The organism is Schumannella sp. 10F1B-5-1, from assembly GCF_006517535.1.
GTDB lineage: Bacteria > Actinomycetota > Actinomycetes > Actinomycetales > Microbacteriaceae > Schumannella.
Map to the genome: position 1 here is coordinate 90,647 of NZ_VHQH01000037.1, position 25,709 is coordinate 116,355.

At 72.4% G+C, this 25,709-nt stretch carries 28 protein-coding genes; 12 read left to right on the top strand and 16 right to left on the bottom strand.

What is annotated here, in order from left to right; genetic code table 11:
* Window positions 1-10 precede the first annotated feature (10 nt).
* The gene (locus FJ658_RS08550) at window positions 11-349 is read left to right on the top strand and encodes a hypothetical protein (RefSeq protein WP_141144965.1); all 339 of its coding nucleotides are present in this window, start codon (window positions 11-13) and stop codon (window positions 347-349) included.
* Here FJ658_RS08550 and FJ658_RS08555 read toward each other — a convergent pair.
* Window positions 342-704: a hypothetical protein gene (locus tag FJ658_RS08555; RefSeq protein ID WP_141144966.1), complete on the bottom strand. Its 363-nt coding sequence runs from the start codon at window positions 702-704 to the stop codon at window positions 342-344. The two genes, FJ658_RS08550 and FJ658_RS08555, sit on opposite strands and share 8 nt — an antisense overlap.
* Window positions 705-774: 70 nt before the next feature.
* Between FJ658_RS08555 and FJ658_RS08560 the strand changes: the two genes are divergently transcribed.
* The 3 genes from FJ658_RS08560 to FJ658_RS08570 all read left to right on the top strand — a co-directional run bounded on the left by FJ658_RS08560 (window position 775) and on the right by FJ658_RS08570 (window position 1,721).
* Window positions 775-1,080, top strand: coding sequence for a putative quinol monooxygenase (locus FJ658_RS08560; RefSeq protein WP_141144967.1), 306 nt, complete (start codon window positions 775-777; stop codon window positions 1,078-1,080).
* Between the two features lie 66 nt (window positions 1,081-1,146).
* Complete coding sequence (locus FJ658_RS08565) at window positions 1,147-1,452, top strand: type II toxin-antitoxin system Phd/YefM family antitoxin (protein WP_219995746.1); 306 nt, start codon at window positions 1,147-1,149, stop codon at window positions 1,450-1,452.
* Window positions 1,449-1,721: a type II toxin-antitoxin system RelE/ParE family toxin gene (locus FJ658_RS08570; protein WP_141144969.1), complete on the top strand. Its 273-nt coding sequence runs from the start codon at window positions 1,449-1,451 to the stop codon at window positions 1,719-1,721. Before FJ658_RS08565 ends, FJ658_RS08570 begins: the two co-directional genes overlap by 4 nt.
* A 109-nt stretch (window positions 1,722-1,830) precedes the next feature.
* Here FJ658_RS08570 and FJ658_RS08575 read toward each other — a convergent pair whose 3' ends face one another.
* From FJ658_RS08575 to FJ658_RS08590, 4 genes are all read right to left on the bottom strand, one after another.
* Window positions 1,831-3,399: an ABC transporter substrate-binding protein gene (locus FJ658_RS08575; protein ID WP_141144970.1), complete on the bottom strand. Its 1,569-nt coding sequence runs from the start codon at window positions 3,397-3,399 to the stop codon at window positions 1,831-1,833.
* Between the two features lie 59 nt (window positions 3,400-3,458).
* Entirely contained in the window at window positions 3,459-4,769 is a 1,311-nt protein-coding gene (locus tag FJ658_RS08580; RefSeq protein WP_141144971.1) for an FAD-binding oxidoreductase, read from the bottom strand.
* A gap of 137 nt (window positions 4,770-4,906) precedes the next feature.
* Window positions 4,907-5,629, bottom strand: coding sequence for a hypothetical protein (locus tag FJ658_RS08585; protein WP_141144972.1), 723 nt, complete (start codon window positions 5,627-5,629; stop codon window positions 4,907-4,909).
* Window positions 5,592-6,041: a GNAT family N-acetyltransferase gene (locus tag FJ658_RS08590; RefSeq protein WP_181408389.1), complete on the bottom strand. Its 450-nt coding sequence runs from the start codon at window positions 6,039-6,041 to the stop codon at window positions 5,592-5,594. The genes FJ658_RS08585 and FJ658_RS08590 overlap by 38 nt, the downstream gene beginning before the upstream one ends.
* A 204-nt stretch (window positions 6,042-6,245) precedes the next feature.
* Between FJ658_RS08590 and smc the strand changes: the two genes are divergently transcribed.
* Complete coding sequence (gene smc / locus FJ658_RS08595; protein WP_141144974.1) at window positions 6,246-9,908, top strand: chromosome segregation protein SMC; 3,663 nt, start codon at window positions 6,246-6,248, stop codon at window positions 9,906-9,908.
* A gap of 36 nt (window positions 9,909-9,944) precedes the next feature.
* On the top strand, window positions 9,945-11,198 hold the full coding sequence (locus FJ658_RS08600) for a low temperature requirement protein A (protein ID WP_141144975.1): 1,254 nt from the start codon (window positions 9,945-9,947) through the stop codon (window positions 11,196-11,198).
* A 10-nt stretch (window positions 11,199-11,208) separates the two neighbouring features.
* On the opposite strand, the gene FJ658_RS08605 is transcribed toward FJ658_RS08600, so the two are convergent.
* The 9 genes from FJ658_RS08605 to FJ658_RS08645 form a co-directional block, all read right to left on the bottom strand.
* A complete protein-coding gene (locus tag FJ658_RS08605) occupies window positions 11,209-12,606 on the bottom strand; it encodes a serine hydrolase (RefSeq protein ID WP_141144976.1) in 1,398 nt (465 codons plus the stop codon).
* 146 nt (window positions 12,607-12,752) lie between these two features.
* Window positions 12,753-13,349, bottom strand: coding sequence for a histidine phosphatase family protein (locus tag FJ658_RS08610; RefSeq protein WP_141144977.1), 597 nt, complete (start codon window positions 13,347-13,349; stop codon window positions 12,753-12,755).
* Window positions 13,346-13,939 (bottom strand): histidine phosphatase family protein, encoded by a 594-nt coding sequence (locus FJ658_RS08615; RefSeq protein WP_181408390.1) that lies wholly within the window; start codon window positions 13,937-13,939, stop codon window positions 13,346-13,348. Before FJ658_RS08615 ends, FJ658_RS08610 begins: the two co-directional genes overlap by 4 nt.
* Window positions 13,940-14,032: 93 nt before the next feature.
* Entirely contained in the window at window positions 14,033-14,650 is a 618-nt protein-coding gene (locus FJ658_RS08620; protein WP_141144979.1) for a hypothetical protein, read from the bottom strand.
* Window positions 14,651-14,715: 65 nt separating this feature from the next.
* On the bottom strand, window positions 14,716-15,168 hold the full coding sequence (locus FJ658_RS08625; RefSeq protein ID WP_141144980.1) for a hypothetical protein: 453 nt from the start codon (window positions 15,166-15,168) through the stop codon (window positions 14,716-14,718).
* Window positions 15,165-16,361, bottom strand: a complete 1,197-nt coding sequence (locus FJ658_RS08630; protein ID WP_141144981.1) for a hypothetical protein — start codon at window positions 16,359-16,361, stop codon at window positions 15,165-15,167. The genes FJ658_RS08625 and FJ658_RS08630 overlap by 4 nt, the downstream gene beginning before the upstream one ends.
* Complete coding sequence (locus FJ658_RS08635) at window positions 16,358-16,681, bottom strand: hypothetical protein (RefSeq protein ID WP_141144982.1); 324 nt, start codon at window positions 16,679-16,681, stop codon at window positions 16,358-16,360. The genes FJ658_RS08630 and FJ658_RS08635 overlap by 4 nt, the downstream gene beginning before the upstream one ends.
* A complete protein-coding gene (locus tag FJ658_RS08640; RefSeq protein WP_181408391.1) occupies window positions 16,678-17,118 on the bottom strand; it encodes a YbaB/EbfC family nucleoid-associated protein in 441 nt (146 codons plus the stop codon). The genes FJ658_RS08635 and FJ658_RS08640 overlap by 4 nt, the downstream gene beginning before the upstream one ends.
* Before the next feature lie 64 nt (window positions 17,119-17,182).
* Entirely contained in the window at window positions 17,183-17,809 is a 627-nt protein-coding gene (locus FJ658_RS08645; RefSeq protein WP_141144984.1) for a hypothetical protein, read from the bottom strand.
* Between the two features lie 50 nt (window positions 17,810-17,859).
* Between FJ658_RS08645 and ftsY the strand changes: the two genes are divergently transcribed.
* Window positions 17,860-18,726 (top strand): signal recognition particle-docking protein FtsY, encoded by an 867-nt coding sequence (gene ftsY, locus FJ658_RS08650; protein ID WP_141144985.1) that lies wholly within the window; start codon window positions 17,860-17,862, stop codon window positions 18,724-18,726.
* A 52-nt stretch (window positions 18,727-18,778) separates the two neighbouring features.
* On the top strand, window positions 18,779-19,654 hold the full coding sequence (locus FJ658_RS08655) for a VOC family protein (protein ID WP_141144986.1): 876 nt from the start codon (window positions 18,779-18,781) through the stop codon (window positions 19,652-19,654).
* A gap of 27 nt (window positions 19,655-19,681) precedes the next feature.
* Here FJ658_RS08655 and FJ658_RS08660 read toward each other — a convergent pair whose 3' ends face one another.
* Complete coding sequence (locus tag FJ658_RS08660; protein ID WP_141144987.1) at window positions 19,682-21,037, bottom strand: D-alanyl-D-alanine carboxypeptidase family protein; 1,356 nt, start codon at window positions 21,035-21,037, stop codon at window positions 19,682-19,684.
* Between the two features lie 325 nt (window positions 21,038-21,362).
* Between FJ658_RS08660 and FJ658_RS08665 the strand changes: the two genes are divergently transcribed.
* A complete protein-coding gene (locus tag FJ658_RS08665; protein WP_141144988.1) occupies window positions 21,363-21,812 on the top strand; it encodes a DoxX family protein in 450 nt (149 codons plus the stop codon).
* A gap of 59 nt (window positions 21,813-21,871) precedes the next feature.
* Here the strand turns inward: FJ658_RS08665 and FJ658_RS08670 are convergent, their stop codons facing one another.
* Complete coding sequence (locus tag FJ658_RS08670; RefSeq protein WP_141144989.1) at window positions 21,872-22,402, bottom strand: gamma carbonic anhydrase family protein; 531 nt, start codon at window positions 22,400-22,402, stop codon at window positions 21,872-21,874.
* 93 nt (window positions 22,403-22,495) lie between these two features.
* Between FJ658_RS08670 and ffh the strand changes: the two genes are divergently transcribed.
* The 3 genes from ffh (at window position 22,496) to FJ658_RS08685 (ending at window position 25,702) form a co-directional block, all read left to right on the top strand.
* Window positions 22,496-24,091: a signal recognition particle protein gene (gene ffh / locus FJ658_RS08675; RefSeq protein WP_141144990.1), complete on the top strand. Its 1,596-nt coding sequence runs from the start codon at window positions 22,496-22,498 to the stop codon at window positions 24,089-24,091.
* A 173-nt stretch (window positions 24,092-24,264) separates the two neighbouring features.
* On the top strand, window positions 24,265-24,825 hold the full coding sequence (locus FJ658_RS08680; protein ID WP_141144991.1) for a hypothetical protein: 561 nt from the start codon (window positions 24,265-24,267) through the stop codon (window positions 24,823-24,825).
* A gap of 82 nt (window positions 24,826-24,907) precedes the next feature.
* Window positions 24,908-25,702, top strand: a complete 795-nt coding sequence (locus FJ658_RS08685; RefSeq protein ID WP_141144992.1) for an LLM class F420-dependent oxidoreductase — start codon at window positions 24,908-24,910, stop codon at window positions 25,700-25,702.
* Window positions 25,703-25,709 lie beyond the last annotated feature (7 nt).

Below are 25,709 nucleotides of genomic sequence, written 5' to 3' on the forward strand. Positions count from 1 at the left end.
CGCGGCTCTGATGGCCGCGCTCGCGGTGCTGCTCTGGGGCTCACTCGCCTTCGCGACGTGGCAGGGGCGAAACCCCGACTTCGACTGCCAGCAGAGCCTGAGCGTTCCCGACGACACGATCCCCGAAGGCGCGTCCGGCCACTGGTCGCCGTGGCCGCCCATCGGCCGGACGTGCTCCTATCCTCGCGAGGCCGGCGGCACGATCGAGGTGCCGCCGGAGCCGAGCCTGACCGTCGTGTTCTCCGCCGCCCTCGGCAGCAGCGTGCTCGCCGTCGCCCTGGCTGCGACGTCGCTGGCGATGGGGAGACGGTCGAGGGGCGTCGCGGCGCGGGCTGACCGGCTCAGTTGAACGTCGGCCCGACGGTCGGCTGCGGCAACAGGATCACGAAGACCGCGAAGGCGACCACGGTCACGCCGCAGAACAGCGCCGCTCTCGTGCGCGGCGGCGTGAACGGCACGGCTCCGACCGATGCGCCGATCAGCGCCGACCCGAAGAGCAGCACGATCCACGCAGGAAGCAGGTACTGGTTCTCCGGGAACCTCACCGGGCCGACGAGCACGAACCAGCGGCAGGCGCCCCAGAGCACCACGTCGATGGCGAGCGCCAGCGGCACGGTCCACAGGAGGTGGACGATCCGTCCGTCGACGCTCGACCAGCCTCGTTCCGCAGTCTGACGGACGGGTGTCTCCCCGATGCTCGACATGACGGGATCCTCGGTCAGAACGCTCGGGAGCACACTGCCCCCGACCGAGGGGCCGCCCTAGGCTGACTCCATGAGCGCCGTCGGAGTCGTCGTGTCCATCCTCTGCAAACCGGGTCGCGGCTCCGAGCAGATCGCCGCGTTCGACGAGGTCGCCCCGCTCGTGCGCGCCGAGGACGGCTGCCTGCACTACGAGCTGCACGAGGTCGTCGGCGACCCGGATCGCTTCGTGATCATCGAGTGGTGGGCGTCGGCGGAGGCGCTCGAGGTGCACGGAACGGCGCCGCACATCGTCGAGCTGGGCAAGCGCACGCCGCTGTTCCGCGCCGAGCCGGCGACCCTGACGCGCATCGAGCCGGCGCACCGCATCCCGAGCTGACGGAGGGCACGCTCGCGATGGGTGCGACCCTCGAGGGCCCAGGTCAATCGCGCTAGAATCGTGTACATGACCACGATCTCTGTCGCGGATGCGCGCAACGGCCTGTCGCAGCACATCGAGTCCGCTGCGTCGACACACGAGCGGTTCGACATCACGCGCAACGGATCGCGGGTCGCGGTGCTGCTCGGTGCCGACGATTTCGACGCGCTGCTGGAGACCGTGGACATCCTGAGCAGCTCCGACGAGATGGCGGCGCTGCAGTCGGCGATCCGCGAGATCGAGTCGGGAGACGTCTTCTCCGGCGATGAGGTCCGCGCCGCGCTCGCCGCGCGCCGGTCCGGCTCGAACCCGGACGCGACTCCCGCCGCGTGAGCGACCGCTACGAGGTCGTCTTCTCGCGTACGGCGAAGCGCGCGATCGCCGAGGAGCTGCCCGAAGGCGTCGCCGCAGCGGCGCTCGAGTTCATCCTCGGCCCGCTCGCCGAGAACCCACGCCGCGTCGGCAAGCCGTTGCGCAGCCCGTTCGAGGGCCTGCACTCGGCCCGCCGCGGCGAATATCGCGTGATCTACCGCATCGAGGATCGGAAGCTGATCGTGCAGGTGGCGAGCGTCAGTCACCGCCGCGACGCGTATCGCTCCTGATCTCGCGCCTCCCGGCGGCGAGTTGCCCAGTTCTGTCGCATTCCGAGGGCGGAACGCGACAGAAGTGGGCAACTCGCAAGGGGTGTGGAGGCCGGAGCCCGGCGCCCGCCTAGCTGCGACCCAGCGCCGCGAAGCGGAACTTGTACGTCGCGTCGAGCGTGTCCTTCAGGCCGGTCACGCCCTTCACCGCGACGACGGTCTCGCGACCCTGCAGCAGCGGGATGATGCCGGCCGACTGGGCGACGAGCGTCTGCATGTCCTCGATCGCCTGGGTGCGCGCCGCCGCGTCGGAAGCGGTCGCCTCCTTCTCGAGCGCCGCGTCGATCTCGGGGCTGGTGAGCCCGTTCGACACCGAGCCGCCGGTCGAGGAGTAGCCCGAGCGCAGGAAGTTGTCGGGGTCCGGGTAGTCCGGGAAGAACCCGAGCTGGTAGGCCGGGTAGCTGTCGCGCTGGCCGACGTAGCTCGTCCACTCGGTCGACTGCAGTGCCACCGTGAACAGATCCGACTCCTCGAGCTGCGACTTGATCGTGGCGTACTCCGTCGACGAGTCGGGACCGTAGTGGTCGCTCGTGTACTGGATGGGCAGGTCGACCGGGGTGCTGACCCCGGCATCCTCGAGGATCTGCTTCGCCTTGGCGACCGAGGGCTTCGCGCCGTACTGGTCGGCGAACGCCTCCGTGGCGCCGTTCTGGCCGTCGAGCACGAGGCTGTAGGCGGGCGCGTAGGTGCCCTTGAACACCGAGGTGGCGAGCTCATCGCGGTCGATCAGCGTGGCGACGGCCTGACGGATGGCGAGCTTCTGCGCGTCATCGGCGCCGGGCTGCGCATCCTTGTTGAAGACCAGGAAGCGCACCGAGCCACCGGGGCCCGAGACGACCTGCAGCTTCGAGTCCTTCTCGAGCGAGGCGACATCGGTGGAGGTCAGCGAGCGGTAGGCGACGTCGATCTCCTCCTTCGAGATGTCGAGCTTGAGGTTCGACGAGTCGGCGTAGCTCTTCAGCACCACGTTCGCGGTCTTCGGCGCGTCGCCGTCGTACTCGCTGTTGGCCGTCAGCGAGAGCAGGCCCTTCTTCGAGTAGTCGGCGATCTTGTAGGGGCCCGAGCCGATCACGTCGGCATCGGCGAGCAGCTCGTCGGCGGGGAAGACGTCTTCATCGACGATCGGACCGCCCATGCTCGTGAGCACGAAGGGGAAGGTCTGGTCGTTCGGGGTCTTCAGGGTGAAGACGACGCCGAGCTCGCCATCCTGCTTCACGCTCTCGATGCCCGAGAGCAGCGGCGCCGGACCGCTGTCGGCGTTGATCTTCACGGTGCGCTCGAACGAGAACACGACGTCCGACGCGGTGAGGTCGTCGCCGTTGCTGAACTTCAGACCCTTCTTGAGCGTGCAGCTGTAGGTCGTCGCGTCGTCGAAGCCGCACTCCTCGGCCGCCTCGGAAACGGGAGTCGTGTTGCCCGGCTCGTAGCTCAGCAGGTGCTGGTAGATCTGGTTCTGCGGCGTGAAGCTGCCGCGATCCCAGGCGCCGGCCGGGTCGAGCGAGACGATCGCGTCGGTCGTGCCGATCACGAGCTGGTCGCCGGCGGCGCTGTCGGAGCCGGCGGCGCAGGCGGTGAGCGCGAGCGCCGTGGCGCTCACGGCGAGGGCCGCGGTCGCGGCGCGGAGCAGGGGTCGGGTCATCTCGGGGTGCTTTCGATCGGGGTGGATGCGGTGGTGCAGTTCGTGGAAGCGGGCCGGGCCTACGCGCCGCGCAGCGCGTCGACCTCGCGCCGCGCGGGCATCGCGGCGGCGACGGCGGCCTCGTCGGTGACGTCGTAGTCGACGCCGTCGAAGCGGTCGGGCCGGTACAGCTCGGGGTCGCCCGCGCTCGGCGCGGCGCCGGTGACGAGCTCGGCGGCGAGGCGTCCGAGACCGGGACCGTGCGTGACGCCCGACTCGTTGTCGCCCGCGACGACCCAGAGGCCCGCGGCCTCGGGCACGGGGCCGACGATGAAGCGGCGGTCGGCGGTCATCGACACGATGCCCTGCGTCCACTCGGCCGTGTCGGCGTAGTCGCCGCCCGCGGGGATGAGCGCCGCGAGCCGGGGCGCGAGATCGGCGCGCATCGCGTCGATCAGGTCGGTGCGCTGCGGCCGGCGTTCGGCGGGCACATCGCGCGAGCCGAGCGCCTCGTAGCCGCCGCCGTGACCGTAGGTGAGGCCGCCGCGGTGCTCGCGCACCCACAGCCCCTGCAGCTCGGGCAGCATCAGCGTCGGGATCTCGCCGAGCCCGAACGGCTGGGTCGTGAGGCGCGAGGCGAGCACGCGCGCGAACGGCAGCTGGCGGCCGAGCGGCGCGAGCAGGGCGTTCGTCCACGAGCCCGAGGCGAGCACGACCTGGCCGGCGCGCAGCTCCTCGCCGGCGGCCGTGCGCACGCCCGTCGCGCGGCCGTCCTCGACGAGAACCGACGTCACCGCGGTGCAGCTCTGCACGCGCACCCCGGCGCGCACGACCTCGGCGGCGAGCGCGAGCGCCGCATCCGGGGCGCTGATCTGGATGCCGGCCGGATGCAGGAAGCCGCCGGTCACGGCCGCGGCCGACAGCCCCGGGATGACCTCGGCGGCCTCGTCGGGCGTCAGCAGCCGGGCGCCCTCGGGTTTCAGCGGGTGGCGGTCGAAGGGCAGGATGTGGTCGCGGTACCCCGCGTCGGTCACGCTCAGCCAGGCGTTGCCGCGGTCGCGGTAGCCGATGTCAGCCGTGCGGGCGAGCTCGCGGTAGAAGTCGATGCCGTACTGCTCGAGGTCGCGCTCCGATTCGTTCCAGTACCAGGCGTAGCCGGCGGCCCAGAGGCCCACGAAGCCGGCGCCGGCGGCGGTCGTGCCCGAGGCGGGCGTGCCCTCGTCGACCACGAGCACACGGCGACCGGCGCGCGCGAGGTGCAGCGCGGTCGAGAGTCCGAAGAGACCCGAGCCGACGACGAGCACGTCGGGCGGCGCATCCGGGTGCTCGACGCTGCCGCTGAGCGTGCTGCCGACGGCGGGGACGTGCGTGCTGGCGTCGGCGGACGACATGGCTGACCTCGGATTCGCGCTCGGGGCCGGTGCGCCGTCGGACCGACAGGTGTTGTGCTGCGGTCAGGCTAGCGGCGGACCCGGGCGCGCCGGGAAATCCTGTGACGCCGTGTGACGGTGCGAGACGCGCGGCGACGTCAGTTCAGGTCGAGCCGCCACGCACCTTCCGCCGCGACCGGCACGAATCCGACCGCCTCGTTCACGTCGAGCATGAAGCGGTTCTCCTCGGCGTTGAAGGTCAGCACGGCCGGATGCCCGGGCCGCTCGCGCTGCAGCTGATCGAGGTTCGCGACCTTGACGAGCATCCCGAGCCGATGCCCGCGGTGCTCGCGCAGCACGATCGTGTCCTCCTGCGAGACCGGGCGGCTCGGGTCGGCCGCGGCCTCGAAGTAGGTGAATCCGGCCAGCTCGCCGCTCGGCAGGTGCCGCGCGGCCGCGGCGATCCACTCGGTGCCCGACTCGGCCTGCTCGGCCTCCTCGTCGATGAGCCGCTCGACCGTCCACGGGTCGTCGGGCTCCTCCATGCCCGCCGAGGGCGCATCGGCCATGGCCGTCTTGAGGTGCACGACCTGCTCGCGCCACTCGGGCGGCGTCGCGCCGATCCAGGTGACGACGTCGTAGTCGGGCCCGGATGCGGCGCGGCCCGCCGCCAGGCGCTCGGCCAGCTCGTCGGCCGGCATGGGCAGCGGCACGGCGCTCGCGCGCTCGACCTGCTCGAGGCGGGCGCCGCGGCTCAGCGCGAAGCGCACGCTCGCGTGGTCGGCGGGCACTCGGCCGACGCCGGTCGGCGGCACCAGCACCTCGACGCCGGCGGCGACAGCGTCATCGTCGACGATCGGCGTCGCCGCCCAGGCCAGCATCTTCGTGACGCCGACGGCGCGCTCGAAGATGCTCGAGCCGGTCGGCGAGGGCGGCTCCGATGCCCTGGCGCCGCGCATCCTCGACCACCGACACGTGCACGAAGGCGGTCTCGGGGCTCGAGACGGGGCTGTGCGCGGCGCCGCGCCCGACGACGCGGCCGTCGAGCTTCGCCAGCAGCATCCGCCGGCGCTCCCAGCGCTGGTTGCGCCAGCTCGGCAGCGACTCCTCGGCCGCGCGCCGATCGGCGGCCGGCCCGAACGACTCGAGCTCGATGGCGTTCCAGATCTCGACCGCCGCTCGGAAGTCGTCGCCGCCGGGCGCATCCAGGGTCTCGGGGATGCTCAGCTCGACGATCTCGAGCCCGGCGGGCGGCGTCGTGGTCGACGGGTCGGCGGGCGTGGCGGGGGTCATCGCGGGATCCTCTCGCTGCCCGGTGGTGGAGCGGGCAGCGGACCAGGATGCGCCGGAACCGTTCCCCAGCGCAACCTCCATCGTGCGACAGCGTCCGCTGGCACCCGCGGGGCGACCCGGCCGATCCCCGTGATTCCGGTAGGTTCGACGGATCGTCCGAGCCGCGCCGTGCGGCCCCGACGACGGTCGTGAGACGGGAGCAGCGTGTACCTGAAGAGCCTGACCCTCAAGGGGTTCAAGTCCTTCGCGCAGCCGACCGTCTTCGCGTTCGAACCGGGCGTCACTTGCGTCGTCGGGCCCAACGGCTCGGGCAAGTCGAACGTCGTCGATGCGCTCGCCTGGGTCATGGGCGAGCAGGGCGCCAAGACCCTGCGCGGCGGCAAGATGGAGGACGTCATCTTCGCGGGCACCTCAACCCGTGGTCCCCTCGGCCGCGCCGAGGTGACGCTGACGATCGACAACAGCGACGGCGCGCTGCCGATCGAGTACGCCGAGGTGACGATCTCGCGCACCCTGTTCCGCAACGGCGGCAGCGAGTACGCGATCAACGGCCAGAACTGCCGCCTGCTCGACGTGCAGGAGCTGCTGAGCGACTCCGGCCTCGGCCGCGAGATGCACGTCATCGTCGGCCAGGGCCAGCTGGATGCGGTGCTCCACGCCTCGCCCGAAGACCGCCGCGGTTTCATCGAAGAGGCCGCCGGCATCCTGAAGCACCGTCGCCGCAAGGAGAAGACGGTGCGCAAGCTCGACGCGATGCAGGCGAACCTGACGCGTCTGAGCGACCTCGCGGGCGAGATCCGGCGTCAGCTGAAGCCGCTCGGCCAGCAGGCCGAGGTGGCGCGCGAGGCGCAGACGATCGCCGCGGTCGTGCGCGACGCCCGCGCCCGCCTGCTCGCCGACGAGGTCGTGACGCTGCGTCAGCAGCTCGGCGAGATGTCGAAGAGCGAGAGCGAGCGCAAGACCGAGCGCCTGGTGCTGCAGGAGCAGCTCGACCAGGCGAAGCTGCGCCAGGCCCGCCTCGAGCAGTCGATGAGCGGCGACGAGGTGGATGCGCACCGCCGTCTGGCCTTCGGGCTCGAGCAGGCGCAGGACCGCCTGCGCTCGCTGTCGTCGATGGCGACGCAGCGGCTCACCCTGCTGAGCCAGCAGTCGGAGCTGCCCGGCATGACGCAGACCGTCAGCACCGCGATGATCCAGGATGCGCGCGACGAGGCCGTGCGCCTGCAGGGCGAGGTGACGGTCGCCGAGGATGCGCTGGGCAAGTCGGGCGCCGTGACCGCGACCGCGCGCGCGAACCTCGACTCGCTCGACGAGGAGATCAGCGCCCAGAGCGCGCTCGTGTCGCAGCACGATCTCGAGCAGGCCCGCCTGGGCAGCCAGGTCGAGCTGGCGACGTCGCGCCTGACGGCCGCGCAGCAGCAGGTCGAGCGTCAGCGCACGGCCGCCGCGCAGGCCGAGGAGCGGCGCGAGCAGGCCCGCGCCGAGTTCCACGTGGTCGACGGCGACGAGGCCGCGCCCGAGGGCGACGCGCAGATCCTGGCCGAGCAGGTCACGGTCGCCGAGGCCGAGGTGCAGCGTCTCGACGACGAGGTCGACGAGCTGCGGGATGCGCTGCACGCCGCCGAGCGCGAGCGCGACGCCCTGGCAGCCCGCGTGAGCGCGCTCACGATGGCGGCGGATTCGCGCAGCGGCTCGGGCGCGATCGCCGAGGTCGACGGCATCGGCGGGCTCGTCAGCGACGCGATCAAGGTCGAGGCCGGCTGGGAGGCGTCGATCGCCGCCGCGCTCGGCTCGCTCGCCGAAGCGGTTCTGGCCGAGAGCCGGGATGCGGCGCTCGCCGCCCTGCAGCACGTGCACGGCACCGACGCGGGCCAGGTCGAGATCGTCGTCGCCGACGCCCGCGCGATCGACGCGCCCGCGGGGCTCCCCGACGGAGCGCGGGCCGCGGTCGATCTCGTCGACGCGCCCGACGGCATCCGGGGCCTGCTCGCCCGCGTCGTGATCGTCGACGACCTCGACGCCGCGCGCGCCGCCTGGCCGGCCCTGCGCGAGCACGACGGCGTGACGGTCATCACGCGCGACGGCGACGTGCTCGGCGAGCACGTGCTGCGCGGCGGCACCGGCGGCGCCCGCAGCCGGCTCGAGCTGCTGGCCGAGCGCGACGACGCGCAGGAGCGCCTCGTCGAGGTCTCGACGCAGATCGAGCGCAGCGGCTTCGAGCTGGGGCAGCGCCGCGAGGCGCTCGCCACGGCCCGCACCGCCGCCCGTGAGGCCGCGACCCGGCAGAAGGAGTTCGACGCCGAGCTCGCCGCCCGCAGCGAGGCGCTCGGGCGCTCGCGCGTGCAGCTCGAGGCGGCCGAGGCCGAGGCCGAGCGTCTGAGCGACGGCATCGCCGCGCTCGCCGAGGCCGTGCGCGAGGCCGAGAAGGCCGCCGAGCGCGCGACCAGCGCCCACGACGAGCACGCCGCGACGCCCCGCCCGATCCTGGATGTGTCGGCTCGCGACGGCATGCTCGCCGAGCTGGAGGAGGCCCGTCAGCGCGAGGTCGAGCTGCGCGTCACGCTCGAGACCGCCCGCGAGCGCGTGCGCGCCCAGCACGCCACCGCCGAGCAGCTGCAGAAGCAGCTCGAGGCCGAGCGTGCCGCCGCCGAGGAGGCCGCCCGCGTCGCCGTGCTGCGCCGCCGCCAGATCGAGACCGCATCCTCGGTGCTCGCCGCGCTGCCGCCCGCGATCGACGTCGCCGACCGCTCCGTCGCCGAGGCCCGCGCGCAGCTCGCCGTCGCCGAGCGCGAGCGCGCCGAGCAGAACGAGGAGCTGAGCGGGCTGCGCTCGGCCGAGTCGGGCCTGCGTGAGAAGCTCGCAGGACTCAACGAGAACGTGCACAGCCTCGAGATGCAGGCCTACGAGAAGAAGCTGCACCTGTCGCAGCTGCTCGAGCGCGCCGCCGGCGAGCTCGGCCTCGATGAAGACGTGCTGGTCGCCGAGTACGGGCCCGAGGTGCCGGTTCCGGTGGATGTCGTGGTGGCGGCTTCGGCGTCGCAGAAGACCGCAGAGAGCGATGCGGAACGGGAGACTGCCGAGCCCGAGCAGGAGCCCGAGCCCGAGCTCGACGTCGATGCGCCCGTCGAGGCTACCGGCGGTGCCGCCCCCGTCCGCGGCATCCCCTTCATCCGCCGCGAGCAGCAGACCCGCCTCGCCGCCGCCGAGCGCAAGCTCGGCCTGCTCGGCCGGGTCAACCCGCTCGCGCTCGAGGAGTTCGCCGCCCTCGAGCAGCGCCACAAGTTCCTGACCGACCAGCTCGCCGATCTCACCAAGACCCGCAAGGACCTGATGACGATCATCGAGGAGATCGACGAGAAGATGCAGGACATCTTCGCGTCGGCCTTCGACGACACGAAGGCGGCGTTCAACCGCGTCTTCCCGATCCTGTTCCCGGGCGGCACCGGCAGCATCCTGCTCACGAACCCGGATGACATGCTCACGACCGGCATCGAGGTCACGGTCAAGCCGGCGGGCAAGAAGATCGAGCGGCTGTCGCTGCTCTCGGGCGGTGAGCGCTCGCTGGCCGCGGTCGCGCTGCTGATCGCGATCTTCAAGGCCCGCCCCAGCCCGTTCTACATCATGGACGAGGTCGAGGCCGCCCTCGACGACGCCAACCTCGGCCGCCTGCTGACGATCTTCGACGACCTGCGCCAGAGCTCGCAGCTCATCGTCATCACGCACCAGAAGCGCACGATGGAGATCGCCGACGCGCTCTACGGCGTCAGCATGCGCCAAGACGGCGTGAGCGCCGTCGTCGGCCAGCGCGTGCAGACCGAGGCCGAGCGCGAGAAGGCCCGCGCCGAGCTCGGCCGCGACCTCGACTGAGCGCGCGACCGCGCCTCGACACGGCATCATGACGGCATGAGCCTCGATCGCGAGACCCGCCCCCTGCCCGGCGTGGCCGGCCGCATGCGCCGGATGCTCGGCCGCGACCCGCACGAGTCCGAGCGCGCGGCGACCCCGCTCGAGCTGCTGTTCGATCTCGCGTTCGTCGTCGCCTTCGGCATCGCGGGCGAGCAGATGGCGCACGCGCTCGCCGAGGGGCACCTCTCGACGGCACTCGGCGGCTTCGGCTTCGGGATGTTCGCGATCGTCTGGGCCTGGATCAACTTCTCCTGGTTCGCCTCGGCCTTCGACACCGACGACTGGGTCTACCGGCTCACGACGATGGTGCAGATGGTCGGCGTCGTGATCCTGGCGCTCGGGCTCTCGGACGTCTTCCACTCGCTCGACGAGGGCCACAGCGTCGACAACACGGTCGTCGTCGCCGGCTACATCGTCATGCGCGTCGCGATGGTCGCGCAGTGGCTGCGCCTCGCCGCCCAGTCGCCCGAGCATCGCGGCACCGCGCTGACCTATGCGGTGGCGATCGCGATCGCCCAGGTCGGCTGGATCGCGCTCGCCGCGCTGCACCTCGAGCTCACCCCGACCCTGATCGGCATGATCGTGCTCTACCTGGTCGAGCTGGCCGGGCCCGTGATCAGCGAGCGCCGCGCATCCACGCCCTGGCACCCGCATCACATCGCCGAGCGCTACGGACTGCTCGCGCTCATCGCCCTCGGCGAGGGCGTGCTCGGCACGGTTGCGGCCGTGCAGCCGATCATCGAGGAGCAGGGCTGGTCGGGCGACGCGATCGTGCTCGTCACGGCCGGCGTCGTGCTCACCTTCGGCCTGTGGTGGGCGTACTTCGCGGTGCCGTTCGGCGACCTGCTGCACCGGAAGCGCAGCGGCGCCTTCGCCTTCGGGTACCTGCACATCATCGTGTTCGCGGCGATCGCCGCTGTCGGCGCGGGGCTTCACGTCGGCGCCTACGTGATCGAGGGCGAGGCGCACGTCGGCTACGGCGCGGCCGTGCGGGCGGTCGCGATCCCCGTCGCGATCTTCCTGATCGGCTACCTGGCGATCGCCGACATCCTCACGCGCCGGGTGTCGCCCGCTCAGCTCGGGATGCTCGCCCTCGCCGTCGGCGTGCTCGTGCTGGCCGTGGCGCTCTCGGAGACCGGCACGCCCTTCGCGCTCGACATCCTGCTCGTCGCCGCGGCGCCGTGGATCGTCGTGATCGGCTCCGAGACCTTCGGGCGCCGGCACCTGGAGCGGCACCTGGCGGCTTCGTAGGCCGGGCAGATCAGGCGGGGCGGCCCACGAGCGTCGCGAGCTCGTGCGCACCGAACCAGCCGTGCATCCACGCCCCGATGCGCACGGTGCCGTCGTCGGCGACCGCGAGGCGCGCGGTGAGCGTCTGCGGCGTCGCCGTGAGGTGGATGCGCAGCAGCCACGAGTCGCCGATCCACGCCGCGCTGGCCGCGGCGGGCGTCGGCGCCCCGCCCTGCGTGAGGGAACCCGCGAGCGCGGACTCGGGATTCTCGGCCCAGGCGCCGGAGCCGATGCGCAGGGTCTCGGTGCGGGTCTCGGTCTCGATCGTCATCGTCCAGCCGCCGGTCTCGTCGGCATCGATCCGCAGTGCGCGCAGTCCGGCCGGCCCCGCCTCGACCTCGACGCGTCGACCGAGCAGGCGCGCGGCTGCGGGGGAGGAGCTCGCGCCGTGCTGCGGCGGCAGCGTGAGCGCGGCGAGCTGCGCCCTCAGGCGAGCCTGCGCATCCACACCGCCGGCGGCGACGGCGGTGCTCGTGGCGCCGCCGATGCCCGGCGTGTCGAACCCCGGCAGCAGGTGCTGCCACACCGCGTCGAGCACGGCCGCCATGTCGTCGAGTCCGGCTGTCGTGACGATGACCGCGTCAAGCTCGGGCAGCGCGACGATGAACTGCCCGAAGGCGCCGTCGGCACGGCAGGCGCCGTGCGAGGTCTGCCAGAACTGGAAGCCGTAGCCGAGCTCCCAGTCGCCGAGGGGTGCACCAGGATCCGACGGAACCGCCATCGTCTCCACATGCCACGACGTCGCCTCGTCGATCCACGCCGCGTCGACCAGCTGCCGGCCGTTCCACGATCCGCGCTGCAGCAGCAGCTGCCCGAGCAGAGCCAGCTCCTCGGTGCGCAGGTGCAGTCCGCTGCCGCCGAAGTCGACGCCGTCGGCGCTCGCATCCCACTCGCGCGTCGTGATGCCGAGGGGCTCGAACAGGCGCGGGGCGACCCAGTCGAGCAGCCGCTCGCCGGTCAGCCGCTGGATGATCGCCGACACCAGGAAGGTCGAGCCGGTCGAGTAGACGAACCGCTCACCGGGCTCGTGGTCGAGCGGCTCGTTCAGCACGAAGCGCACCCCGTCGGCGATCGCACCGGAGCGCACGCCGTCGAAGTCGGGCTCCGCGCATCCGCGGGTCATCGTCAGCAGGTGCCGCACGGTCAGCCGGCGCTGCCGGGCGCTCGGCTCGGCCGGCGCGTGGTCGGGCAGCAGGTCGAGCACGGCGTCGTCGAGGTCGAACAGGCCCTCGTCGAGGGCGATGCCGACCGCGAGCGCCGTGACGCTCTTGCTGACCGAGTTGAGCGTGTGCGGCAGCTCGGCGCGATACGGCGCCCACCATCCCTCGGCCACGACGTGCCCGTGCCGCACGAGCATCAGGCTGTGCACGGCCCCGGCCTGACCCGAGCCGGCGTCGCCGCCGCCGATGCGGCCCAGGGCGGATGCCAGCGCGGCGATCGCGCTCGGGTCGACTCCCTGCGCGGCCGGGGCCGAGCGGGGAAGCGAACCCGGGCGGGTCGTCGGTGCGGCGTCGGTCAGGAGGCCACCTCGACGGCGGCGCCGTTGACGGTGAGCACGGTCGCGGCGCTGGGCCGGTCGGCGCTGCGCGCGTCGTCGCCGATCTCGACGAGCGACACCGTCGCGTTCTCGATCGTGTCGACCTTGTAGCCCACGATGTCCGAGAGCGTGTAGCGGATGATCGTGCCGTGGCAGACGACGATGACGTCCTGCCCCGGGTGGTCGGCGCCGATGCGGGCCAGCGCGCGGTGGCCGCGCTCGACGACCGAGTCGAGGGTCTCGACGCTCGGCTCGCTCTTGCCCGGCCACAGGCGCTCGACCTCGCTCTCGGTCACGCCCTCGAGCACGCCGTAGTCGCGCTCGATCAGCTCGTCGTAGGTTCCGCCGAGCGGCACGCCGAGCTCTTCGGCCACGATCTCGGCCGTCACCCGCGCGCGGGCGAGCGGCGAGCTGACCACGACCGACCAGGCGACGCCCGCGTCGCGCAGCACCGCCACCGCATCCTGGGCCTGACCGCGGCCGGTCGCGTTGAGCGGGGTGTCGCTCGAGCCCTGCAGCAGACCCTGCAGGTTCCAGTCGGTCTGACCGTGGCGGATCAGCGCGAGCGTCGTCACGCCGACTCGACCTCGAGCTCGACCACCAGCGGCTCGCCGCCGAAGGTGTGCACGACCCAGCCGTTCTCGCCGGCGCTCAGTCGCGACGCCGAGGCGTTGGGCAGGAACCCGAGCTCCTGGCCGCTGAGCTCCATCAGCACGGTGCGGATGATCGTGCCGTGCGCGGCGACGATCACGTCCTGTCCGGCGAAGTCGTCGGCGACCTGCTCCAGCGCGCCCAGCGCCCGCACCTTCAGCAGGGCGTCGCTCTCGCGGCCCTTCGGGTCGCGGTTCGGCCAGCGGCGCAGGGCCTCCTCGACCGCGACGCCCTCCGCGTCGCCGAAGTGCTGCTCGAACCACTGCGGGTAGGTGCGCACGAACGGCACCTCGAGGCGCGCGGCGATGATCTCGCCGGTCTCGCGGGCGCGGATCGCGCTCGAGCTGACGACGGCGGCCCAGTCGTGCTCGCCGGCGGCGCGCTCGGCGACGAAGAGCTCGGCCGCGTCGCGGGCCTGCTGACGCCCGGTGTCGTTGAGGGGGATGTCGCTCGAGCCCTGCATGCGGTGGGCGGCGTTCCAGTCGGTCTCTCCGTGGCGGACGAGTGCGATCACGTGGATGTCTCCTTCAAGTCACCCCATTCTCCCGGATGCGCGGTGAACGGTTGCCGGGAGGCGCGTGAACGGGGCTCTCGGCGCTCGCGCTCGTCAACGCTCGGTGCGGCCCGCCGCGAGCCGCACCGCCACGATGCGCGCGAGCGCCCGCAGCTGCACGATCCCCGCGATGAGCAGCGGGATGCCGAACACGGCGAAGGCGGCGCCGAGCGCGGGATCCCGCACGGCCACGGCTGCGCTCGCCGCGCCGGTGAGGCCCAGCACGACGCACACGATCCCGCCCACGGCCCGCCAGAACACGAAGGGCTCGAAGGCGAACAGCCGCGCGGCGTCGGGGTCGTCGGCGCCGAGGCCGCGCAGTGAGCCGTAGCGGCGCATCCACCACTCCCAGGCGCGGACCATGCGCGCGTTCGACCAGGCCAGCAGCGCCAGGAGCAGCGCGGGGAGCAGCTGCAGCGCGAGTGCGCCGGCGACGCCCGAGATCGCGCTGAGCAGCAGAGTCGCGATGCTGAGCGCCAGGGCGACGGCGCCGAGCAGCACCCGCCGCATCCCGAGCCCGCGATGCAGCAGCCGGATCGCCGCGAGCGCATCGGCCGGTGCGCCCGCGTGCCGCTCGGCGGCCTCCACGACCGCCTCGACCCGGCGCGGCACCGGCGCGGTGCCGGCGCGGCGTGCAGCGCGCCCTGCGGCGTCGTCGGCGTCGGGGATCATTCCGTCACTGCAGGCGGGCGGGTGCGCGAGATCATGCCGAGCGGATCCGGATTCGGAGGGGATGATCAGCTCGTGTGCTCGAACGCGGCGAGCACGGCGGTGCCGACCTGCGCCGCGTCGTCGAGCATGAACTCCACTCGGTGCTCCAGCAGCGGGGTCATCCCGGCCGCCGTGCCGCCGTTCTGCTCGGGCGTGACCTTGATGAGCCCTGGCGTTCCCTCGGTGACGATGAACACCGACACCGAGCGCAGTCCGCGGATGTACTGCGCGTAATCGTCGAAGCCGAACTCGTCGAGAAGCGGCTTCGCCGGCGTCGAATCCCGCGTCAGCGGCGGCAGATCGTCGCGCGAGCGGTGCATCGCCGCGATCACGGCGGCGCCCAGGGCCTCGGCGCCGGACCCGGCCGGCAGACGGGTGATCGGTCCGTCGAGCACCCACGGGCCGCCGGCCCGGGACTCGGTCATGACGACGTACTCGCCGTCGGGGCGGCGATCGACGCTGGCGAGCTGGCGTTTCATGGCATCTCGATCTTAATGAGGGTCACCGGGGGCACCTTCCCCGCCGCGTACTCCGCCATCCTCGCGAACACCGCCGCCTGGCTCGCCGTCTCGCCCGGCGGGATCGCGACCTCGAGCGCGCGGTGCGAGATGTCGTCGACGTCGATCCGGGTGCCGTCGAATCGTGCGCCGTTGAAACCGCCCACCTTGTCGATGTACTCCGTCAGCCGGCGCTCGAGATTGCCGTCGACGGCGTAGGTCTTCGCTTTCAGGTCGATGCTCTTGATGCTGGTCACCGTCTCGGTCGCCGCGTCGAACCTGTCGATCGTCGGGAACGACCTCGGCAGGTTGCCACCCAGCTCCGCCTCGATCTCGAGCCCGCGCGTGAAGGGGTGGCTCTGCCAGAAGCTGCGCACCGGCGTGGGCGTCGCCCGCACCGGCGCACCCCCGGCGCGGTTCGGGATGAACTTCGCGAACGCTGCCGCCGCCCGCTCGAAGACCTCGATGAGCTGCTTCGCCAGCCCCGACAGCTTTCCGATGCTGCGCACCAGCGCCGTCACGAACCGCCCGACCTTCGCGGCGAGGGCGCTCACCCGCGCCGTCACCTGCGCGACCGCCGCCGGCGCCCCCACGCCGAAGGTCGCCGCGGTGGTGATCGCGGCGCTGATCACGCTGCCGACGATGCCCGCGAGAGCCTCGCGGGTGATGTCGTGAACGGCCTTCACGATCGTCGAGGCGATCTGCATGCCGGTTCCGATGGCGGTGGCCCAGTCGGCGGAGGCGGCGATCGCCGTCGCCGCGTCGGCGCGGCTCGCCCGATAGGCGTTCATCGTCGCGCCCGCCAGATTGGAGGCCTTCGCGAGCGAGTCCTGCAGCTCGACTCCGGTCTGCTGCAGGTAGGCGGCGACGTTCTGCCAGGTCTGGGCGAAGCCGGCGACTTCGCCCGCGTCGCCGGTCAGGTCGTTCATCCACCCCTTGAGCGGCTCCAGGTGCTCGAGCACCCAGCTCAGGCCGTAGGAGATGAGCGAGCCGATCGGATCGATCGCCAGCGCCGCGGCATCGAGCGCCATCGAGAAGGCGCCGATCCCGCCCTCGACCCAGTCGCCGTTCTGGATCGCGTGCGCGACCGTCTCGCCGTCTTCGACGACGCCGAGACCCGTCAGCGGTGTGCTCATCTCGACGGGCGCCGCGACGAGCTCCGGGGCGTCGCTCACGAGTCCGACATCCCCGCACCCAGCGCGCGCAGACCCTCGACCGCCCCGGCTTCGAGCCGATCGAAGTCGTCGACGGTGGCGCGCAGGGCCTCCGCCTCCCGCTCGAGCATCGACTGCGCCTCGACCAGGGTGCGGTCGGCCATCGCGGTCACGCTCTGCGCGATCGGCACCAGGAAGGCGCACATGATGCCGAAGGCCCCGCCTCCGAGGTCCATCGAGCCGACGGCGCCGCGCGCGTGCGCGATCGCTTCGGCCGCGCGCTCGGAATCGCGCGCCTGCGCGAGCAGCGTTTCGGCGTCGATGCTGATCTGCTCGCTCACCGGAGCCCTGCCTCCGGCGCCGCGCGAGGGGTGCTTCCGTCATCCTCGTCGGGCTCGCCGAGGTCGCCCAGGCGGCTCTCGTACTGACCCCGCAGCTGATCGACGAGACCGCCGCCGATCGACGACTCCGTGAGCCGCACGGCGGCACGAGCGGCCCGCTTCTGCGCGGCTGCCGAGGCCTCGAGCACGAGCTTCTCGAGCTGCTCGGGCCCCGATCGCAGGCTCTCCGCGGTGATGGCCACGCCCTGCAGTCGACCCGAGGAGTCGACCCGCACGGTGACCTCGCCGCCCGACGACGATCCCGCGGCTTCGATGCTCTCGATCTCGGTCACCAGCCGGGTCGCCGCGTCGGAGCGCGCCTGCGCGGCGAGCACCTGGCGTTCCACCTGCGCGACGATCTCGTCGGGGTCGCCGGACCAGAGTCGTGCATCGCTCACGATGTCACCCTAACGAGGGGTGCTCGGATCTGTCAGCCCCCGCAGCGCCGCCAGGATCCGGTGATCACTCGCCGGGGCGGCCGAGGAGGCGGTGCTGGATGGGGTCGCGCAGTGAGTGCGCCACGTTGATGCGGGTCGTCGCGATGAACAGCACGACCCCCTCGATCGCGAGCAGAGCACCCGCCGCGAGCATCCCGACTCCGGTCCCGACCGCGTCGGTCGCCAGCGCGCGACCGCCGATGCTGAGGAACATGATCGCGCCGAGCAGCGCCAGGGCGGCGACCGCGATCCGCCAGAACAGGTAGGGCTCGAAGACGTGCAGGCGAGCGCTGAGGGCATCTCCGGCGCCGCGCTGCCGCCGCCCGCCATGCCGGTCCTGCAGCGCGCGCGCGAGCGCCCGGCTCAGCACGCTGCCGCTGCGGGCGAAGGGCACGAGCCCCGCGACCGCGCCGCCGAACAGCAGGGCGCCGACGACGGCGGTCGCCACCCCGACCCAGGCGAGGCCCGAGGTAGCCCCGGTGAGTCCGGCCGCCAGCACCAGCGCGCCCAGCACCGCCACCAGGGTCAGCCCGACCTCGATCAGCAGCCGGGATGCACGGCCGTAGTCCTTGCGCAGCGCCTCGACGTCGCCGCTCATCGCCGGCGTCGCCAGCCGCTGTCGTGACGCGGGCAGGATGAGGCGGAACGGCATCCGGTCAGCCTAGGGAACGGCGAGCACCGCCCACGCCGTAGGCTCGGCGCATGGCTTCCTGGTCTCTCGGCGGCGCGCTGCGCGGCATGTTCGCCAAGCCCACGATCGACGCGACCACGTGGGAGGACCTCGAGGATGCGCTGATCGGCGCCGACTTCGGCCCCGATCTCACCGAGCAGATCGTCGACGAGCTCCACGCGAAGGTCGACCGCTATCGCACGACCGACCCGAAGGACCTGCAGCGGATGCTGCGGGAGACGATCGAAGAGCGTCTCGCCCGCCTCGACCCGACGCTCAAGCTCAGCGAGCGCCCCGCGGTCGTGCTCGTCGTCGGCGTCAACGGCGTCGGCAAGACCACCACGATCGGCAAGTTCGCCCGCTTCCTCGTCAACGCCGGCCGCACCGTCGTGGTCGGCGCCGCCGACACCTTCCGCGCCGCCGCCGTCGAGCAGCTCGCGACCTGGGCCGAACGCGCCGGCGCGACCGTCGTGCGCCCGCAGCAGGCGGGCCAGGATCCGGCGTCGGTCGCCTTCCAGACCGTCGAGCTGGCCAAGAGCCAGGGCATCGAGATGGTGCTGGTCGACACGGCCGGCCGCCTGCAGACCAAGAGCGGGCTGATGGACGAGCTGTCGAAGGTGCGCCGCGTGATCGAGAAGCAGGCGCCCATCAGCGAGGTTCTGCTCGTGCTCGACGCCACGACCGGGCAGAACGGACTCGCCCAGGCCGAGGCGTTCATCCAGCACGCCGGCGTCACCGGGCTCGTGCTCACCAAGCTCGACGGCTCGGCCAAGGGCGGCTTCGTGCTGGCCGTGCAGGAGAAGACGGGCATCCCGATCAAGCTCATCGGGCAGGGCGAGGGCATCGGGGACCTGACGGGCTTCACGCCGCACGTCTTCGCCCAGCAGCTCGTCGGCTGAGGGTCGCCCGCGAGAGCCGCGCCGTGTCGGCGGCCCGACCTACTCTGCCCGCATGGCCGAGGGAACGAACGAGAACCCGCACACCTACCCGCAGGGCGTGCCCTGCTGGATCGACACCGAGCAGCCCGACCCCGAGGCGGCCGCCCGCTTCTACGGCGAGCTGCTCGACTGGACCTTCGTCGAGGCGATGCCGCCGGGAGCGCCCGGCAGCTACCTGATCGCCCAGGCGGTCGGCGGCGACGGCGAGCGCAAGGATGCGGCGGCGATCGCGCCGGCCGCGGATGCCGGCGCCGACGACGCCGACGCCACGTGGACGACCTACATCGCCGTCGACGACGCCGACGCGATGGCCGCGCGCGCCGCGGAGCTCGGCGGCGAGATCGTCGAGCAGCCCGTCGACGCTGGCCCGGGCGGCCGCTACGCGACCGTGCGCGACCCCGGCGGCGCGGTGTTCCGGCTCTGGCAGGCGCGCCGCCGACTCGGCTCGCAGATCAACAACGCCGCCGGCAGCTGGAACTTCAGCTACCTGCACGTCGCCGACCCGGCCGCGGTGCTGCCGTTCTACCGCGAGCTGTTCGGCTGGCAGGTGTCCGACATGGGTCCGGATGCGGGAGCCATGATCGGCGTGCGCGGCTACGGCGACCACCTCCAGGCGACGGTCGACCCCGACATCCGCGTGCGTCAGGCCGACGCGCCGCCCGGGTTCGCCGACGTCGTCGCGCAGGCCGAGCCGAGCGCGCCCGGCGAGACGCCGCAGTGGCACGTCGCGTTCTCGGTCGCCGACCGCGACGCGAGCGCCGCCGTGGCCGAGCGGCTCGGCGGCACGGTCGTGTCGCGCGAGGATGGCGTGTGGACGCTCGCCGCGCGCATCCGCGACCCCTGGGGCGCCGAGTTCACGCTGAGCCAGTTCACGGGTCCGGGCGACTGAGACGCGCCGGCCCGCGGCGCCGACCGGCTACCAGCCGAGCACCTCGCCCGGGTGGCTCAGCCGCCACCAGGCATCGGGCTGGCGGATGCCGCCCTGCAGCACCACCGGAACCGTCTCCGAGCGCGCTCCCGCCGTGTAGGTGACGGTGCCGACCTTCTCGCCGTCGCGGCCCGTCTTCAGGGCGGTCGTCGTCAGTTTCGCCGTGATCGGAGCATCCGACCACGTCACGATGTTCGCGCCGCCGTCGAGCACCATCTCGGCCTTCGCGCCCCAGGCCGTGCGGTAGCTGCCGACGACCTCGCCCTTCGCCGCGAGCGGCACCGAGTGGAACCCCGCCTGCAGCGCCCCGAGCCAGTCGCGCACATCGGCGACGATCTGATCGCGATTGCTGCCGAGCACGACGCCGATCACCGTGAGCGGCTGGTCGACGCCCGTCACCGGCACGGTGGCCGAGAACAGCAGGTTCGTGCCGTAGTCCTCCAGCGTGCCCGTCTTGATGCCGTCGACCCCGTCGACCCCGAGCAGCGGATTCGTATTCGAGAAACCCTGCACCGGGGCGAAATCGAGACCCGTCTTGGCGACGATCGCCGTGAGCGCCGCATCCGCCTTGACCAGGCGGCCGAGGGCGATCAGGTCGCTCGGAGTGCTCGTGTTGCGTGCGTCCAGGCCCGTCGGCTCCGAGAACGTCGTCGCGTTCAGCCCCTGCTTCTTCAGCCACGAGCGGGCCGCCGACAGGAACGCCGACTGCGATCCGAACGCCCAGGTCGAGACGGCCTCGGCGTAGTTCGACGCCGAGGCGACCAGCATGGTCTCGATCGCGTCGTGCTCGCTCATCTGCGTTCCGGTCGGCATCGGCGCGATCGTCGCGTTCAGCAGGTAGTACTTGTCGTAGAGGTCGTGCGCGGCCTTGTCGAAGGTGATCGTCGGACCCGTCCCCGAGCTGCCGAGCGGCTTGCGGTCGAGCACGACGAGCGCCGTGACGAGCTTGCTGATGCTCGCCATCGGCTTCGCTGCGTCGCCGCCGCCGGCCTGGAAGACGCCGGCCGCGTCGGGGCCGAGGAACTCGTCGGCGCCGCTGACCGACACCGCGAACTCGCCGCGCACCGCCGGCCACGCCACGGCGCCGCCCGGCTCGGGCTTCGGCGCGGTCACGACGCCCTTCGGCAGGGCGAGCGGGGCGTTCAGCGCGGCCGAGACGTAGCCGCCGACGAGCGCCGCGATCACCGCGATCGCGACGACTGCGCCGATCACCTGCCGCCGGCGACGCCGGCGCCGGCGCCCGGGCTCCGCCGGGTCGTCGCCGTGGTCGGCGGCGGAGCCGGGATCGCGCTGCTCGGCGCGGCGCATCATCCAGTCGAGGCGGTCGAGATCGTCGTGGGGCACTGCGGTGGATCCGTTCGGAGGGAAGAGCCTGGCGCATCTCGAGGCTCCGTCGCACTCTAGGCTCGCGCGCCGAGGCCGTCGTCGGGGCTGGCCCTGCCGCCCGATCGTCGGCTCAGCAGGGCGGGGCTCGGCGGGGCTTCGCGACGGTTCCGGATGCGCGACCCGCGTCTCCCGCGATGCCGACGGCATCCGGGGTTCGAGACCCCCGAACGGGGTACATCCGGTGGGGCGAAACGCCCACCCGGGGCTGGCAAGCGCCCGGGAGGGGCCGGAGAAGAGGCCCGCGCGCGATCCATGCGCGTGCATCGAGTGTCAGCGTCGAGGCATGAGAACAGCTCCTGCGTCGATCGCCCTGCTCCTGCTCCGCGTCGTGCTCGGCGTGGTCTTCATCGCCCACGGCTGGCAGAAGCTCGCCACCCAGGGCATCCAGGGAACCTCCGAGGGCTTCGCCCAGATGGGCGTCCCGCTGGCCGAGATCGCGGGCCCCGCCGTGATCGCCCTCGAGATCGGCGGCGGCGTGCTGCTGATCCTCGGCCTCGCCACTCGCGTCGTCGGCGCCCTGCTCGCGATCGACATGATCGTCGCGTGGGCGCTCGTGCACGCGGGCTCCGGATTCTTCGCGCAGGACGGCGGCTTCGAGTACGTGCTCGTGCTGACCGTGATCGGCGCCGCGCTCGCCGTGGCCGGCCCCGGCACGATCGCGCTCGACGCGGCCGTCGGCGGCGCCGTGCGGTCGCGCCGCACCCGCCGCGGACTCACACCGGCGCGCGCCTGACCCCGCTCCGACGGCGACGTCCCGTCGCCGGACCTCACGGCCTCAGCCCTCGATCGGGCTCACGACTCGATCGCGCTGAGGCCGCGATGCACGTCGGCCAGTCCGCGGTACTGCACGGCGTTGCGGGCGATGCGGTCGCGCATCCCCTCGTCGGTGATCTCGCCGCGCACCTTGGCCGGCACGCCCGCGGCGATGTGGTCGTCGGGCACCTCGTGTCCTTCCAGCAGCACCGCGCCGGCGGCGAGCAGTGCCCGCGCGCCGAGCTTCGACCCGCTGAGCAGCCGCGAGCCCATGCCGACCAGGGCGCCGTCGCCGATGGTCGTGCCGTGGATGATCGCCGCGTGCCCGATGCCGACGCCCGCGCCGATCACGGTCGGGTTGCCGAGATCGGTGTGCACGACCGAGTTGTCCTGGATGTTGCTGCCCTCGCCGAGGTCGATCCACTCCAGGTCGCCCCGCAGCACGGTGCCGTACCAGACGCTCGCGTGCGCGGCGATGCGCACGCGGCCGATGATCGTGGCGTTCGGGGCGACGAATGCGGTCGGGTGGATCTCGGGGGTGTCGCCCTCGAAGGGCAGGATCAGCGCCATGGGCCGAGCCTAGGGCGGGCGATGCCGCTCCTGGAGCGGGCGATGCCGCGCGCGCCCGGCGCCATCATCCGCCCCGCGTAGAATCGGCGGATCATGGCCGCTTTCGCCTCCCTCTCCGATCGCCTCACCGCGACCTTCCGCAACCTGCGCACCAAGGGCAAGCTCACGCCCGCCGACGTCGACGGCACCGTGCGCGAGATCCGCCGCGCGCTGCTCGACGCCGACGTCGCGCTCGAGGTCGTGAAGCAGTTCACCGGCACGGTGCGCGAGCGCGCCCTCGGCGACGAGGTCAACAAGGCGCTCAACCCGGCGCAGCAGGTCGTGCAGATCGTCAACGAGGAGCTCGTGGGCGTGCTCGGCGGGCAGCAGCGCCGCCTCGAGTTCGCGAAGCAGCCGCCGACCGTGATCATGCTCGCCGGCCTGCAGGGCGCCGGAAAGACGACGCTCGCCGGCAAGCTCGCGAAGCACCTCAAGAAGGAGGGGCACACGCCCCTGCTGGTCGCGAGCGACCTGCAGCGCCCCAACGCCGTGACCCAGCTGCAGGTCGTCGGCGAGCAGGCCGGCGTGCCGGTCTGGGCGCCCGAGCCGGGCAACGGCGTCGGCGACCCGGTGACGGTCGCCCGCGACGGCGTCGCCGAGGCGCGGCGCCGCCAGTTCGACACCGTGATCGTCGACACCGCCGGCCGCCTCGGCATCGACGCCGAGCTCATGAAGCAGGCCTCCGACATCCGCAAGGCCGTCGACCCCGACGAGGTGCTGTTCGTCATCGACGCGATGATCGGACAGGATGCGGTGACGACCGCGCGCGCCTTCCAGGAGGGCGTCGACTTCACCGGCGTCGTGCTGTCGAAGCTCGACGGCGACGCCCGCGGTGGCGCCGCCCTCTCGGTCGCCTCGATCACCGGCCGACCGATCATGTTCGCCTCGACGGGGGAGGGACTCGACGACTTCGAGCCCTTCCACCCCGACCGCATGGCGAGCCGCATCCTCGACCTCGGTGACATCCTCAGCCTCATCGAGCAGGCCCAGCAGGCCTTCGACGAGGAGCAGGCGCGCGAGGTCGCCGAGAAGTTCGCGACCGACAGCTTCACGCTCGACGACTTCCTCAAGCAGATGCAGCAGCTCAAGAACATGGGCTCGCTGAAGGGGATGCTCGGCATGCTGCCGGGCGCGCGCGGCATGCGCGAGCAGCTCGACAACTTCGACGAGCGCGAGATCACCCGCACCGAGGCGATCATCCAGTCGATGACGCTGAAGGAGCGCCAGCAGCCCAAGCTGCTCAACGGCTCGCGCCGCCTGCGCATCGCCAAGGGATCGGGCACGACCGTCACCGAGGTCAACGCGCTCATGCAGCGCTTCGAGCAGGCCTCGAAGATGATGAAGACCGTCGCCAAGGGCGGGATGCCGCAGGTGCCCGGCATGGGGCCCATCCCAGGCATGGGCGGCGGCCGCGCCTCGGCGAAGAAGGCCGCCCAGGCCAAGAAGAAGGGCGGCTCGAAGAGCGGCAATCCGGCGAAGCGCGCGGCCGAGAACGCGGCGATCGCCTCGGGCAAGCCGACCGGCCCCACGACCGCGGGCGGCTCGGGCTTCGGCCTCGGCGGCGGAGCCGGTGCCGGGGGCGCGGGCGGCGCGAACGGGCAGCCGAGCGACGACGACCTGGCGGCGCTGGGCAAGTTCCTCGGCCGCTGAGCGCGCCGCGGGCGCCTCGGCCCGGGGCCGAGGCGACCTGCTCTGAGGGGTGAACCGGGGGGAGTCCGGGATGCCACGGAACCCGACAGGTGTCGGGGTGAGGTAGTCTCAGCTCGCCGGTGCGTCCTCATCGGCGATTCACAGCATCCCTCCGCCCGAAAGAGAACAGCTCCGTGCGCTCCCGCTCCCGCCTCCTGCTCGTCCCCACCCTCCTCGCCGCGGCCATCGCGCTCGCCGGCTGCTCGATCGGGGGCGGCTCGTCGGCCGACGACTCCGGCTCCTCGAAGTCCGACTCGAGCTCGTCGAAGGACGACGCCAGCCCCGCCGCCGACGACACCGCCGCCTCGGGCGGCTGCCCCGCGTCGATCACGACGGCGCTGAAGTCGCAGACCGACTCCTCGACCACCACGGCCGAGGGCACCGTCGACGACCTCGCCTTCCCCGGCGACCCGGCGCTCGTCGCCGAGGCCTGCATCCTCACCGTCGACACCGGCGCCGGCACCTCGGTCATGGCCTTCGTGCCCGGCGAGGCCGACGCGGCCGCCGGCATCAGCGCGGCGATCGAGACCGCCGGCTTCACGGTGCTGACCTCCGACGAGAACAGCACCTTCTACACGAAGGACAAGGAGAGCTGGATCGTCGCGACCAGCGCCGCCAGCAACCCGCTCTCGTCGGCTTTCGGCGACAAGTTCTCGGGGCCGATCATCACCGTGATGCACATCGTCACCACCTGATCGGCTGCTGATCGCGCCATTCCTGCGAGGGGATGCCCGGCCCGCCCAGCGGTGCCGCGCATCCCCTCGCTAGCGTGTGGCCATGACCACCAACCGCCCCGTTCGCATCGGCGTGCAGGTTCAGCCGCAGCACGCGCTCTACCCCGACATCCGCGACACCGTGCGCGCCCTCGAGGACCTCGGCGTCGACATCGTCTTCAACTGGGACCACTTCTATCCGCTGAGCGGCGAGCCCGAGGGCCTGCACTACGAGTCGTGGACGATGCTCGCCGCGATCGCCGAGCAGACCGAACGCGTCGAGCTGGGCGCGCTCGTCAACTGCAACTCGTACCGCAACGCCGACCTGCAGGCCGACATGGCCCGCACGATCGACCACATCAGCGCCAAGAACGGCACCGGCCGTTTCATCTTCGGCACCGGCTCGGGCTGGTTCGAGAAGGACTACGACGAATACGGCTACGAATTCGGCACCGTCGGCTCGCGCCTCGACGCCCTCGCCGAGTCGCTGCCGCGCATCGAGGCCCGCTGGGCGAAGCTCAACCCCGCGCCGACCCGCGAGATCCCGGTGCTGATCGGCGGCGGCGGCGAGAAGAAGACCCTGCGCCTGGTCGCGAAGCACGCCGACATCTGGCACAGCTTCGCCGACCCCGAGACCCTGCAGCACAAGATCGGCGTGCTCAAGGAGTGGTGCGCCAAGGAGGGTCGCGACTTCGACGAGATCGAGCTCTCGAACGAGCAGCGCCAGAAGGACCTCGGCCTCGCCGACCAGCTGCACGAGGCGGGCGTGACCCTGTTCACGATCGGCATCGGCGGCCCCGACTACCCGCTCGAGCAGGTGCGCGACTGGGTGCGCTGGCGCGACGAGCTGAACGGCTGACCCGGCC